Source organism: Pyxidicoccus sp. MSG2, from assembly GCF_026626705.1.
Taxonomy (GTDB): Bacteria; Myxococcota; Myxococcia; order Myxococcales; family Myxococcaceae; genus Myxococcus.
The window spans coordinates 11,501,202-11,514,456 of the sequence record NZ_JAPNKC010000001.1 but is presented as its reverse complement, the minus strand read 5'-3'; the positions used below and the strand labels follow the sequence as shown (position 1 = coordinate 11,514,456).

Genomic DNA, 13,255 nt, shown 5'->3' with positions numbered 1-13,255 from the left:
CGGGCCCTGCCATCCACAGGACGCCATGCTCTTCTCCCCCCTGCTGCTCGCCCTGGCCCTGACGGCCGCCGTTCCCACCCCCACGGCGAGGACGTTGAACACCGAGGGCTTCCGCCTGTACCAGGCCGGCCGCTATCCGGAGGCGCTGGAGAAGTTCCAGGAGGCTGCCCGGGAGGCCCCGGACTATGCGCTCGCCCGCTACAACGTCGCCGCCACCCTGGGCCTGCTGCGCAAGCAGGGCAAGGTGTGCGAGTACAGCGCCCACCGGGACGTCATCGTCGAGCACCTCACCCAGGCGGTGAAGCTGGACGCGCGCCGGTTGGCCCGGGCGAAGGTGGACCGGGACTTCGACGCCATCCGCGACACGCTCGGCTGGCAGCGGCTGCTGGGCCGCACCCCGGAGCGCGAGGCCGACGTGCCCCGCCTCCTGCCCGCCGTCTCCTGGTTCGGCCCGGGCGTGGGCGTCTACGGCACCACCCAGGGCCTGCGCTTCCAGGCCAACGGCAGGGCCGTGCTCTGGACGAAGCAGGTGGGAGACGACGGGAAGCCCCGGCCCGGCGAGGTGCCCGGCACCTACGTCGTCCGAGGCCGCCAGGTGGAGCTGCGATTGAAGGGCCGGGCGCCGCTGGTGGGGACGCTGACCGACACCGGCGCCCTCACCTTTCCCGAGCTGGGCACGTTCACCGACTCACCGTCCGAGTGCGATGCCTGAGACACCCCGGCGGGGAATGACGGCGGCCCACCACTCGGGGTGATGGGGCCCGCACGCTTACACGGCGAGCGGGCAGGCGGCCCTTGGCGCCCACGACGCAAGTGGTCATCGTGCGCAGCGGGGGCGGGGCGGCAGTTCTTTTCGGGGCAGTAACGGGGCTGGAGGCACGCGGGTGGCGGGCCCCCTTTGACTCACCGGCAGGCCGCCTCAGGCTGCCTTGATCTTCGCGGCCGGCGGGGACAGCGCGTACCACGCGGTGCGGAACGCCTTCAGCTCGCGCAGGCCCGCCGGGTGACGGCCGAGCGCCGGAGCCATGGTGACGGGCAGGCCGATCTTCTTTTCAATCGCCTTCGCCGCGTTCAGCTCCAGCTTGCGCCGGTTCTCGCACTTCTCGCAGGTGGACTTGGGGCCCACGCGATTGACGAGCACGCGCTCCACCGGGAGCTTCTTCTCCTTGAGGTACTCCACCAGCCGCTCGGTGCGCGCCGCGGCCAGCTCCTCGCCGCGCGTGACGACGACGAAGCGCGCCTCGCTGGGGGAGGCCAGCGCCTCCTCGAAGCGCTTCACGTGCTTGATCATCGCGGCGATGTCGTCCGCCAGATCACCCAGGCCCTTCGCGCGGTGCTTGCTCAGCACGGTGTGCAGCGCGTTCAGCCACGTCGTGGCCGTCCCCGCCAGCTCCACCACCCGCACCGCCGTCACCACCGGCGAGGAGTCCACGACGATGCGCTTGAAGCGCTCCTGCACCAGTGCGTCCGTGAGGCAGGACAGCGCCGCCAGCTCGTCGATGCCCGGGGGCGCGCAGTCCAGCAGGTTGCGCAGGTAGAGCAGATCCGCCGGAACCTCGCTGCCCGCCTTGGGCGCGCCCTCGAAGGCCTTCTCCGCCTTCTCCTTCAGGCGCTTGCGCAAGGCATTGAACCAGCCGGAGATGTCCAGCTCGCGGGCGTACAGACCCTTGGTGCCCTTCACCTGCGTCTCGGTGTCCGTCAGCCGGCTCTGCAGCACGTCCGACAGCGAGTGCGCCGGATCCGTGGAGATGAGGAGCACCGGCCCCTCCTTCTCGGTCAGCGTCACCGCGGCCGCGGCGGCGCACGAGCTCTTGCCCACGCCACCCTGACCCACGAAGAAGATCAGCCGGGTGGGCGGCAGCGGCGGCGCGGCGATGGGCGGCATGGACGGCGCGCGCACCAGGGCCGGCGGCCCTTCCGCGGCGGCGAACTCCAGCGCCTTCGTCTCCTTGCCACCCGCCCACGCCTTGGCGAGCAGGGCCAGCCCGTCCAGCCCGCGCGGCGCCAGCTCGCGCCGGCCCAGCAGGTTCACCGGTACGGCCTTGTCCAGCGCCTGGTACTTGCGAACGTGAGGGGCCTGGAGGCCCCGGCGGCCCATACACGCCGGACAGCCGTCGCGGTCCTCCACCTGGTTGACGATGATCTCCGTCACCGGCAGCCCGCGCTCGCGAAGCTGCGTGAAGAGCATGCGCGTCTGCGCCTCGGGCACCGGCTCGGCCAGCGCCACGAGGTGGAAGGCCGTGCGCGCGGGGTCCTTCAGCAGCGCCAGCAGCTTCTCCGCCTTCTGGCCCAGCTGCTCCAGGAAGCCCGGCACCGCCGGCTCCGCGGCCTTCTTGCCCTTGCCCGTGGCGGCCGGCTTCTCAGCGCCCGCCTTCACGAAGCCCAGGAACTTGCGCAGCCCCACCGGCAGATCGAACAACCGCAGCGTGTGGCTCGTGGGCGAGGCGTCGACGATGATCCGGTCGAACTCCTTCTCCTTGCCCTCCAGCAGCTCCACGACGTGGAAGAGCCCCACCAGCTCCTCCAGGCCCGGGATGGCCTGCTGGTACAGCTTGCCCATGTCCTCCTCGGAGATGTGCGTGCCCTTCGCCGCGGCCTTCTGCAGCGCGGGCAGGTAGTCCGCGAGGAAGGGCTTCATCAGCGTGGCGGGCTCGAGCTCCAGGGCGTACACGCCGCCCTCGCCCTTGCCCGGCACCAGCTTCGTCGGCTTCGCCGTGAGCTTCTTCTTCACCAGGTCCGACAGGGAGCGCACAGGGTCCAGCGAGACGAGCAGCACCCGTTCCTTCGGCGCGTCCTCCGACAACCGCAACGCGTACGCTGCCGCGAGCGTGGTCTTGCCTGCCCCGCCCTTGCCGCCGAAGAAGTGAAGAACTCGCGCGTCGCTCATTGGGTTGTGGCCTTCCTTGTGCCCCCCCGGCGGCACCTGATGCACACTCCTGGACGGCCTGAAGAAAGGCGTCGGAGTTGCCCGGTGCGTACGTCCTGCGGCCGGGCCCTCCCTGTGGGTGGGAGATTACCGCAGAATCCCCCGTCCAGAGGTCAAAAGTCAAGAATTGACGCGGGGTTTCGAGGCTGGAAGGGCCCTGTTCGGGCTCACCTTTCGAGCCCCCTCCGAGTCCCGCCAAGCGTGCGGAATCCGGAGGGGAATTCCTACCTGACAGGTCAGCGAACGACCAGGCTGTTGGCGCCCATGGGTCCGTCGCCTCCCTGCCCGCCCAGCGGGCCGCCGTGGCCTCCCGGCTGCTGCGCCCGGGCCTCGGCCGCGTAGCGATTGAGCTTGTTGTAGAGCGTCTTCTCGCTCACCCCGAGCACCTCCGCCGTCCGGGCCTTGTTGTTCCCGTTGCGCTGGAGGCTGCCGAGGATGTACTCGCGCTCCACCGCGTCCAGGCTCAAGCCGAAGGGCAGCCGGAAGGTGTGGCGCTCCGGGGCCTTGCCAGCCATGTCCGGCGGCAGGTGCTCGCGGGTGATCAGCTCCCCGTCGCAGAGGATCACCGCGCGCTCCACCGCGTTGCGCAATTCGCGGATGTTGCCCGGCCACTCGTAGTTCTTCAGGACCTCCATGGCCTCGGGGTGCACGCCGTTGACGCGCTTGGCCGAGTCCCCGCGGTACTTGTCCACGAAGTGCTGGACCAGGATGGGGACGTCCTCGCGCCGCTCGCGCAGGGGCGGCAGGTGGATCTGGAACACGTTGAGGCGGAAGTAGAGGTCCTCGCGGAAGCGGCCCGCCTTGATCTCCTGCTTGAGGTCGCGGTTGGTGGCGCACAGCACGCGCACGTCGACCTCAATCTCCACCTTGCCACCCAGCCGGCGCAGCTTCCCCTCTTCCAGGACGCGCAAGAGCTTGGCCTGCAGCTCCAGGGGAATCTCGCCCAGCTCGTCCAGGAACAGCGTGCCGCCGTGCGCCATCTCGAACACGCCGGGGCGGCGCTGATCCGCGCCGGTGAAGGCGCCGCGCTCGTGGCCGAACAGCTCGGACTCGATGAGCGTGGCCGGAATGGACGCGCAGTTGATGGCGATGAAGGGCTTGTCGCGGCGCAGGGACAGGTTGTGCACCGCGCGCGACACGACCTCCTTGCCCGTGCCGGACTCGCCGCTGATGGACACGCTGGCCTTGGACGGGGCCACCTTCTCCACCAGCTCGATGACCTTCCGCATGTTCGCGGACTGGGCGATGAGGTCCGAGGAGCCGAGCTGCTTCAGCCGCCTGCGCAGCGTCTGCACCTCGCGCATCGTCTCCTTCTTCTCCAGCGCCCGGTCGATGCAGACCTTCAGCCGCGCGGTGTCGAGCGGCTTGACGATGAAGTCGTAGGCGCCCTCGCGGATGGCCTCCACGGCGGCGTCGATGGTGCCGCGTCCCGTCAGGAACACCACCGGGCAATCCGGCAGCTCTTCCTTCAGGTTGCGCAGCAGCCACAGGCCATCCGTCTCCGGCATGGCCAGGTCCGACAGGACGACGTCCGGCCGGAACTCGCCCGCCTTGCGGAGGGCGTCATGCCCGTCGAATGCGATCTCGACCTTGTGACCCCAGGTGCTGAGCATCTCCGCCAGCGCCTCGCACGTGTCGCGTTCGTCATCCACGGCCAGGATTCGTGCGCTACCCAAGATGAAGACCTCCCGTACTGCGTCGTGACGCGAAGTTGTCTGAATCCGAAAAAGACGCCGCCGTGAGCCAGGAACGGCGCTCTAGCCGCGAGGGAACACCAGCCGGCACTGACCGCCGCGGATCTGCGGCTCCACGCCCAGCTGCGCACAGCGCAGCTCCAGCGCCGCCACCACCTCCGGCATGGGCTCGGCCGCGCTGCCCGAGTCCTCCACCTCCAGCACCGCATGGGGCCCGTCCGCGCGCACCAGCACCCGCACCGACCCGCCCCCTTCCGCCCGTCGGAAGGCGCGCAGCAGCGACTGCACGAGGAAGAAGCCCACGTCCGACGTGTCCGGCAGCCGCACCCGCACCCCGGCCTCCACCGCCGACTGCACCTGCACCCGGCGCTTGCGGCCCTCGTGGCCCAGCACGCCCAGCGCGCGTGTGGTGGCCTCGGACAGGTCGGCCTCACCCGGCGTCGCGACGCGGTGGACCACGAACTCGGAGAACAACTTCAGGATGCCGTCCACGCGCTGGATCTGATCGCGCATGGCCTTGAGGTTCTTCTCCTGCGACGGAGGCACCTGCCCCGTCTCCGCCTTCAGCTTCTCCGACAGGACTTCCAGGTGGATGGCGAGCGCGTTCAGCGGGTTGCGCACGTCGTGCATCAGGCTGTCCATCAGCGTGGGGACCGCGCCATAGCGGGCCGCGCCCACCATGGGGTCCACCGACTCCTGGACAGAAGGTGCGGAACTGGACACAGCCGTCGAGCTAACCAACGGAAACTCCTCGGGTTTTTGCCGCCTTCCAACGCCGCCGCCCTTACCGGTGCCAAGAGTTAGGGAGCCCCTTCCGGAACGTCAACCCTGGGTCGGTAATTCTTGCCGGAAGCGGCAAATTCCCGTGGAGGGACGCCCACTTGGAGGGGCTCCCGAGTGTCCGTCAGCCGACGAATCCGGGCCATCCGCGATCAGCGCGGGCGGCCCGGTGTTTGGCATTGGACGAAGGTACGATTCACGCCGTCGTCGGCGGGGGGCGCGCGGCCTCGCCCAGGCCGACGAGCTCGAGCTTGAGCCGGGCGGCGAACTCGAAGATGCGCGGGTCCCGGTAGAACTCGCCGAAGACGATGCGCACCAGGCCCGCGTTGGCGATCAGCTTGAAGCACGGCCAGCAGGGGCTGGCGGTGGTGTAGATGGTCGCCCCGTCGATACTGACGCCGTTGGTGGCCGACTGGATGATGGCGTTGGCCTCGGCGTGGACGGTGGCCACGCAGTGGCCGTTCTCCATCATGTGGCCCACGTCGTCGCAGTGCGGCAGGCCGCGGATGGAGCCGTTGTAGCCCGTGGAAAGGATTGTCCTTCCGCGCACGATGACGGCGCCCACGTGCTTGCGATCACACGTGGCCCGCGTGGCCACCTGCTTCGCGATGTCCATGAAGTACTGATCCCACGAAACGCGTCCGGACATCCCTACCTCCCGGCCGGGGTGTAACCCGGCCGGGACGGGATTCCAGTTCTCCACCGGGGCCCGGACGGCCCCGGAGCCCGCTTCGTGGGCTGCCTAACGCCCGGCCGCCTGCGCCACGCCGCCCTCGGTGGCGGCCGCGCGCTCGAGCAGCCGCGCGAAGCCCTTTCCCTGGAGGAACTGGCGCACCTTGGCGCTGGGCGCGGCGAACGTCTCACCGGGCATGGGCACGTCGAAGCTGTAGTTCTGCTCCTGCACCGCGAAGTCCACCTTCGCGGTGCGGTAGCCCTCGACGATGGCCAGCAGCCGGCCCGTCTCCAGGCTGAAGATGCCGCCGCCCGACGCGCCGTAGCCGATGGGCGCATCCGTCTTCACCATCTTCGGGCGCTTCGTCTCCTTGTCCCACTCCACCTGGGACAGCATGCCGCCGGACAGCGACAGCGCGCGGCCGAAGGGGGACGCCGCGACCACGACGTCCTCGCCCAGTTCCAGCTCCGCGTCGTCCGCCAATTCCACCGCCGGCAGCTCCAGGCCCGGCACGCGCACCAGCGCCAGGTCCAGCTCCGGCACGTGGCCCGTGGCCGCCACTTCGCCGGTGTGCTCGAGCACGTCGCCCTGGCGGTCCACCAGCACGTGCAGCACGGGGTCCTTCAGGTGGTCCATCTCCACCGCGTGCGCGTTGGTGACGACCCAGGCCACCGCCCTGCCCTGCTCGTCACGCTCGGAGCCCACCACCACGCCCGACGCGGTGCTGCGCGCCTTGCCGCCTTCCGCAATCTGCAGCCGTACGTTGTGCGGGAGGATGCGCCGCACCTGCTCCTTGCGCGAGGGACGCGGGGCCTCGACCTTCGCGACGACACGCTCCACGACCGGAGCCGCCAGGGGCGCGGGAGCGCTGGCGGCCGGCTGCGAGGGAGCGCTGGCGCAAGACACGAGGGCAAGCAGGGCGGGGACACCCGGGAAGAAGCGGCTCATCGACTCTCCGGCGAGGGGGGACGGCTGCGCTGCGAGGTTCAACTCATTTGCAGCCCGAATCATCCCGGGCCTCTCCCGGCATTGGAAGCAGGCGTCCGGCGTGGCCCCGTCCGCCTGCCCGCTCATGCGAAGGTGTGTTTCACCCGTAGCGCTTCTTCATCAGGAACAGGATGGCGTCCTTCGCGCAGAACTCGCAGTAGCCGTAGCGCTCCGACATCGTCTTGAGCGTGCTCTGCACCTGCGTCTGCTCGCGCGGGGTGAGCTGGTTGCGGTCCTCGGAGAGGTACTTGAGGACGTTCTCCTTGTTCTTGCGCAGCACCCGCTTGCGCTCCTCGAAGTAGTGGTCCCTCAGGCGCCGGAACATGTCCGGGAAGATGCGCGGGTAGTCGATCTCCAGGTCCGGATTGTCCAGCCGGTGCGCGCCGATGGCGGAGATGAGGCCTCGGCGGAACTCGGCGGCCTCCTCGCCCCTGGGCATGACGATGGCCTCCACCTCGGCCATGCGCTGCTCGTCCGGCTTCTCCATCTCCCCGGTGATGCGGTTGCGCATCTTCTCGCCGCGCACCCAGTGGCTGACGTTCTGGATGTAGCGCTCCACCAGCTCGCGGTACTGCCCCTCGGAGACCAGGCCCATGGACTCGCGGACCTCGCCGTCCACCCGGTCCAGGTACTCGGCCTCCGCCACGCGCACGAAGGCGTCATGGTCGTGGTAGCCGTCCACCACCTCCTGCAGGAGGAACTCGTAGACGCTCTTGTCCTTGCAGATGGCCTCCAGCTCCTCCAGCACGGCCAGGGCGTTGAGGCACTTGTAGTCCGGGTTCTGCGCGGCGTTGAACAGCGCCGTCTTGATTTCGCGCGCGCTGGCGCCCGAGCGGCCCTCGTAGTTGGGGTACGCGTCCGACTCCGTGAAGAGCTCCTCGCGCAGCTTCTTGAGCTCCTTGGTGTTGGCCAGGCTCAGCCGGTCCGGCGGGGCGCCCTCCTCGTAGAGGTGCAGCTTCTCCACCGGCGTGACGTGGTCGATGAGCTCCTTCACGTCGTTGGGGTAGCGATCCGGAATGGGCTTCTTCAGGCGGGTGAGCACGGCCCACATGGAGGCGACCTCCGTGGCGTGGGGTGCCACGTGCTTGCCCACGGTGGTCGCGGTGATCTGCGCGTCGTAGATCTGCTGCTCCGTCCGGTAGCGGCGCAGGTACGGCACGCGGACCAGCTCGATGCGCCCCTTGAAGGACGCGAAGTCCGGCAGTTCCTTGAAGGCGCCCAGGTGCTTCTCGTTGGCGGAGGCGATGAGCACCTCGTCCAACTGGAGGACGAAGGGCTCCAATGGCACCTCGCCCGTCTCGCTGAAGCCGAGCAGGTACTTGAAGGCCTCCAGCGGCCGCTTGAGCAGGTCCGCGTACTCGATGAGGCCCCGGTTGGCGTGGACCAGGGGGCCGTGCGGCTCGTAGAGGACGGTGCTGTGCAGGGGGGCGGGCACGTTGAGCTGGGTGCGGTCCGCGGTGATCTGCTGGACCATGGCGTCCACGCTCATCTGCGGCTCCACCGTCACCGTGCCCACCTGGTAGCGGCGCGAGACGTAGAAGCGCTCCACCTGGACGTGGCGCATCACCTTCAGCCAGTCCCCGCCGTACGAGTTGAGCAGCGCGGTGTAGATGCGGCGGCACTTGGAGCACAGCTCCCCGTCCCGCACGTAGTCGGAGAGGATGAAGTCGCCCGTCTCCCCGTCCCCGTTGCCCAGCCCCTTCTTCTTGAGGGCGGTCTCCAGGAGCTTGCGACGCTCGCCTGGCGGCACTGCGAAGAGCGGGTGGTCCCTGAGCTCGCACGGCATCCGCAGGTCGATGGACTCCGCGTCCAGGTGCGCGTAGGTGGTCACCTCCTCCTGGCCGGTGTCGCGCTCGCCGAAGCCGATGGAGCCCTTGATGAGCTTCTCCGACGGGAAGACCCAGGCGATGCGGTAGAGCGCCCCCTGCGGCTGCCGCGAGTACGCCTCCATGCCCTCCTTGAGGGCGTTGACGAGGGTGGACTTGGCGCTGCCGTTGGGGCCGTGCAGGAGGATGAGCTTGTTGATGCGGCCGGCGCGCACGAAGTTGCCGAGCAGGCGGTAGATGGAATTCTGCACCTCCTCCTGGCCGGCCACCCGGTCGCCCTTGTCGCCCCCCGGGGCGTCGAACACCTTGAAGCGCCGGATGGTGCCGGTGGGATGCGGCGCCGTCACCGTGCCGAAGTGGTCCATCACGTCCCGCAGGTACTGGGCGGCATTGCGCGCCTGGGCCTTCGGGTCGTTGAAGAACAGGGAGAGGTATTCCTCGAAGGACAGGATCGACCGGTTCTTGACGAAGTCGGCGTTCACCTGCGCGCCCACTTCCTGCAGATAGCCCTTCGCGTCCACGGGTGTCTCTCCTCGGTACGGGGTCAGTTCGATCTAGCCATGGCGCCGGACGGCCGCACGGCCCCGTCACGCCACGAACTTTTCCGCCGGCCGCGCGGATGTCCAGCCCCCGTCAGGGCGTCTGTTCGGGGCCACGCGGTCCACCCTGGCGAGGGGCCATGCCTCCCACCCGGGGGAGCAGGGGACCAGGGTGTAAGCATACTCGCGCAGGTGTTCGCGGTGAGATAGCGTCCATTCTTCCTCCCTGCGGCCCCCCCACCCCGGAGTCCAAGTACGATGCACAAGGAGCCCATCATCGGCATCGACCTCGGCACGACGAATTCGTGCGCGGCCATTGTCGAGGACAGCGGGAACGTCAAGCTCATCCCCTACAAGGGGGGCGAGTACACCATCCCCTCCATCTTCGCGATCGACGACAAGGGGAACGAGCTGATCGGCTACGAGGCCAAGCGCCAGTGGCAGCTCAACCCGCGCAACACCGTCTACGGTGCGAAGCGCCTGGTGGGCCGGCCCTACGGCAGCGAAGTCGTGGAGACGATGAAGAAGGTCGTGGCGTACAACCTGCGCCCCGGCAAGAAGAACGACGTCACCCTGGACGTGGGGAAGAAGGAGTTCACCCTCCAGGAGATCAGCGCCAAGATCCTGGCGAAGATCCGCGAGGTCGCCTCCAACTACCTGAAGATGCCCATCAAGCGGGCCGTCGTGACGGTCCCCGCCTACTTCAATGACAGGCAGCGCCAGTCGGTGAAGGACGCGGGGAAGCTCATCGACCTGGAGGTGGTGCGCATCATCAACGAGCCCACCGCCGCGGCGCTGGCGTACGGCGTGGGCAAGGGGCTCAAGGAGAAGGTCGTCATCTACGACCTGGGCGGCGGCACGTTCGACGTGTCCATCATCGAGATCCGCGACAGGGTCTTCGAGGTGAAGTCCACCGGCGGCGACGTCTTCCTGGGCGGCATCGACTTCGACAACGCCATCATCCACCACGTCCTCAAGGACTTCGCGGCCAAGACGGGCATCGACCTGGCCACGGATCCGGTGGCCATGCAGCGCATCAAGGACCTGGCCGAGCGCACCAAGATCGACCTCTCCGCGCGCGAGGAGGTGCCGTTCAACATCCCCTTCATCACGATGACGTCGCAGGGCCAGCCCCTGAACATCGAGATGAAGTTCACCCGGAAGATGCTGGAGCAGCTCACCAACCAGCTCGTGGACCGCACGCTGCAGATGGTGGCGCGCGTGCTGGTGGACTCCGGGCTGTCCACGAAGGACGTCGACGAGGTGATGCTGGTGGGCGGGCAGACGCGCATGCCCATCGTCCAGGACCGGCTGACGAAGTTCTTCGGCAAGCCGCCCAGCAAGGGCGTGCACCCGGACGAGGCCGTCGCCATTGGCGCGGCGCTCTACGCGCACTCGCTGCAGGACGACACCAACCTGCGCATCCAGCTGCTGGACGTGATTCCCATGGCCATCGGCCTGGAGAAGGCGGGCGGCGCGTTCCACACCGTCTTCCCGCGCAACGCGCCCATCCCCAACGCCAAGCAACTGCTGGCCACCACCAGCATGGACAACCAGACCGAGCTGGCCATGCGCATCTACCAGGGCGACCACGATCTGGTGGCGCGCAATGACCTGCTCGGCGAGTTCACCTTCTCCGGCATCCAGCAGGCCCGCGCCGGCGGCGTGCAGGTGGAGATCACCTTCGACGTGAACGTGGAAGGCATCCTCACCATGCGCGCGCGTGATCCGTCCACGGGCAAGGAGATGAAGACCACGGTGCGGGTGACGCAGAGCTGAAGCGCCCTGCCCTCCCCCGCTGCTATCGGGAGGGCCCGGCCGCCCGCACCGCCGTCCCCGGCTCGTCGTGGGGCTGGGACGGCACGAAGGGCGTGGCCTCGTCCGGGGCCACGCGGGTGTCGCCTTCGCGGCGCACCAACTCGAAGACGGCCACCGGCGCACCCGCCCCGTGCAGGGCCTGCTCGCCCAGGGGCGTGTACTCGAAGGGCTGCTTCGCCAGCTCACGAGCACGGGCGCTGACCAGCACCTGTCCCCGCACGGCCACGGCGGCGAGGCGCGAGGCGGTGTTCACCACGTCGCCCAGCACCGTGTAGTCCAGCCGGCCCGAGGCCTTGGCACCGATGCTGCCGGACACCAGCTCTCCCGAGTCCAGGCCGATGCAGACGCCGTGGGCGTACGGGGCGCTCTCGCCGCCGCGGTCCGCCAGCGTGCCGAGCTGCCGGCGGATGGCGATGCACGCCTCCTGCGCGCGGTCCGCGTGGCCCGGCCCCCGGAAGACGGCCATGACGGCGTCCCCGATGAACTTGTCCACCGTACCGCCCCGCGACAGCACCTCCGGGACGATGGCCTCGAAGTTGGCGTTGAGCCGGCGCAGCGACTCCGCGGGTGGCTCCTGGTGGAGCACCGGGGTGAAGGCGTCCACGTCGACGAACACCACCGAGCCCTCCACCCGCTCCCCCGCCAGCGCGTCCGAGCCCTGCAGCAGCGGAGGCAGCCGCTCCAGCACACCGCCGGGGACGAACATGCGCAGCAGGCCGTTCTCCTCCGTGGAGCGGATGGTGCTGCGCAGCTCGCGCACGTGCTTCAGCGTCTTGACGAGCGTCGTCTCCAGGTCCGGGAAGTCGATGGGCTTGGTGATGAAGTCGTAGGCGCCGCGGTTCATCGCCGTGCGGATGTTGTTCATGTCGCCGTAGGCCGACACGATGATCACCCGCGTCAACGAGCTGACCTCGCCCACGCGCGACAGGAAGGTGAGCCCGTCCATGCGCGGCATGTTGATGTCGCAGAGGACGACCTGGACGTCGGGGTGCTGGCGCAGCTGCTCCAGCGCCTCTTCACCGTCCGCGGCGAAGAGGAACTGGTAGACGGAGCGGCGGATCTGCTTGCGGAAGCTCTGCTCCATCAGCACGACGATGTCCGGCTCGTCGTCCACCACCAGCACCTTCGCCGGGCGCGACGGGCGGCCCGCGTCCACGCGCGAGGTGAAGGCCGCGGCCAGCTCGTGCGCGGACTGGTAGCGCTTCGAGGGCTCCGGGTCCAACGCGCGCGCGAAGAAGGCGTCCACCTCCGCGCCCAGCTCGGGGACGATGCTGGAGGGCGGCGGAGGCGGCGGGGGCACCTGGCCCAGGCGCATCTGCCGCAGGGACTCGAGGGCGAACGGGTGCTGCCCGGTGAGCGCGCGGTACGCGACGACGGCCAGCGCCCAGAGGTCGCAGCGGTGGTCCAACCGGGGCTCGATGCCGCGCAACTGCTCCGGGCTCATGTAGCGGGGCGTGCCCGCCATCTCCTCGTCCGGGTGGGGCTTCGCCGCGCCCCCGGACATCAGGAGCGCGAGCCCGAAGTCGAGCACCTTCACCAGCTCGCCGCTGGCGGAGCGGGCGAGGAAGATGTTCGCGGGCTTGAGGTCGCGGTGGATGACGCCGGCGGCGTGGGCGGCCGTCAGCGCGCGGGCCGCCTGGGTGAGGACCCGGTCCACCATGGCCAGGGACAGCCGCTCGCGGCGGTTGAGGAGCGCCTCCAGGTCCTCCCCGTCGAGCAGCTCCATCACGATGTAGGGCGTGTCGCCGGACAGGTCGCAGTCGTGGACCTGGATGACGTGCGGGTTCTGCAGCCGGGCAATGGCCTGCGCCTCCCACTCGAACTGCTGGCGCGCGAGCGGAGCCGGGGCACAGTGGGACGCCATCAGCTTCATCGCCACGTGACGCTGGAGCTTGGGATCCAACGCCACCCAGATGGTGCCCATGCCGCCACCGGCGATGCGTCGCTCCAGGACGTACCTGCCGCCAACGGTCTGGCGATCGGACATGCCGTGTTCATCCATGGTGGTGGCC

General features: G+C 69.2%; 9 protein-coding genes. 2 read left to right on the top strand and 7 right to left on the bottom strand.

The window, feature by feature from the left end:
* The first annotated feature begins 25 nt into the window (after nt 1–25).
* Nucleotides 26–712, top strand: a complete 687-nt coding sequence (locus tag OV427_RS44465) for a tetratricopeptide repeat protein (protein WP_267862307.1) — start codon at nt 26–28, stop codon at nt 710–712.
* Between the two features lie 207 nt (nt 713–919).
* Here the strand turns inward: OV427_RS44465 and OV427_RS44460 are convergent, their stop codons facing one another.
* The 6 genes from OV427_RS44460 to OV427_RS44435 form a co-directional block, all read right to left on the bottom strand.
* Nucleotides 920–2,887 carry an ArsA family ATPase gene (locus OV427_RS44460; RefSeq protein ID WP_267862306.1) on the bottom strand — a complete coding sequence of 656 codons (1,968 nt, stop codon included), beginning with the start codon at nt 2,885–2,887 and terminating at the stop codon, nt 920–922.
* Nucleotides 2,888–3,162: 275 nt separating this feature from the next.
* Complete coding sequence (gene nla6 / locus OV427_RS44455; protein WP_267862305.1) at nt 3,163–4,602, bottom strand: enhancer binding protein Nla6; 1,440 nt, start codon at nt 4,600–4,602, stop codon at nt 3,163–3,165.
* Between the two features lie 81 nt (nt 4,603–4,683).
* Nucleotides 4,684–5,301 (bottom strand): histidine kinase dimerization/phospho-acceptor domain-containing protein, encoded by a 618-nt coding sequence (locus OV427_RS44450; RefSeq protein ID WP_267862304.1) that lies wholly within the window; start codon nt 5,299–5,301, stop codon nt 4,684–4,686.
* A gap of 295 nt (nt 5,302–5,596) precedes the next feature.
* Complete coding sequence (locus OV427_RS44445) at nt 5,597–6,049, bottom strand: deoxycytidylate deaminase (RefSeq protein ID WP_267862303.1); 453 nt, start codon at nt 6,047–6,049, stop codon at nt 5,597–5,599.
* Nucleotides 6,050–6,142: 93 nt separating this feature from the next.
* The gene (locus OV427_RS44440) at nt 6,143–7,021 is read right to left on the bottom strand and encodes a S1 family peptidase (RefSeq protein ID WP_267862302.1); all 879 of its coding nucleotides are present in this window, start codon (nt 7,019–7,021) and stop codon (nt 6,143–6,145) included.
* Nucleotides 7,022–7,160: 139 nt separating this feature from the next.
* A complete protein-coding gene (locus OV427_RS44435) occupies nt 7,161–9,407 on the bottom strand; it encodes a PrkA family serine protein kinase (RefSeq protein WP_267862301.1) in 2,247 nt (748 codons plus the stop codon).
* A gap of 276 nt (nt 9,408–9,683) precedes the next feature.
* Between OV427_RS44435 and OV427_RS44430 the strand changes: the two genes are divergently transcribed.
* Nucleotides 9,684–11,204 carry an Hsp70 family protein gene (locus OV427_RS44430; protein ID WP_267862300.1) on the top strand — a complete coding sequence of 507 codons (1,521 nt, stop codon included), beginning with the start codon at nt 9,684–9,686 and terminating at the stop codon, nt 11,202–11,204.
* A 22-nt stretch (nt 11,205–11,226) separates the two neighbouring features.
* Here the strand turns inward: OV427_RS44430 and OV427_RS44425 are convergent, their stop codons facing one another.
* Nucleotides 11,227–13,230: a protein kinase domain-containing protein gene (locus OV427_RS44425; RefSeq protein WP_267862299.1), complete on the bottom strand. Its 2,004-nt coding sequence runs from the start codon at nt 13,228–13,230 to the stop codon at nt 11,227–11,229.
* Nucleotides 13,231–13,255: the final 25 nt, after the last annotated feature.

Coding starts and splice junctions, on each gene's coding strand:
- OV427_RS44450 (WP_267862304.1), bottom strand. CDS start 5,301: ATGGTGGGCGCGGCCCGCTATGGCGCGGTCCCCACGCTGATGGACAGC.
- OV427_RS44460 (WP_267862306.1), bottom strand. CDS start 2,887: ATGAGCGACGCGCGAGTTCTTCACTTCTTCGGCGGCAAGGGCGGGGCA.
- OV427_RS44445 (WP_267862303.1), bottom strand. CDS start 6,049: ATGTCCGGACGCGTTTCGTGGGATCAGTACTTCATGGACATCGCGAAG.
- OV427_RS44430 (WP_267862300.1), top strand. CDS start 9,684: ATGCACAAGGAGCCCATCATCGGCATCGACCTCGGCACGACGAATTCG.
- OV427_RS44440 (WP_267862302.1), bottom strand. CDS start 7,021: ATGAGCCGCTTCTTCCCGGGTGTCCCCGCCCTGCTTGCCCTCGTGTCT.
- OV427_RS44465 (WP_267862307.1), top strand. CDS start 26: ATGCTCTTCTCCCCCCTGCTGCTCGCCCTGGCCCTGACGGCCGCCGTT.
- OV427_RS44425 (WP_267862299.1), bottom strand. CDS start 13,230: ATGTCCGATCGCCAGACCGTTGGCGGCAGGTACGTCCTGGAGCGACGC.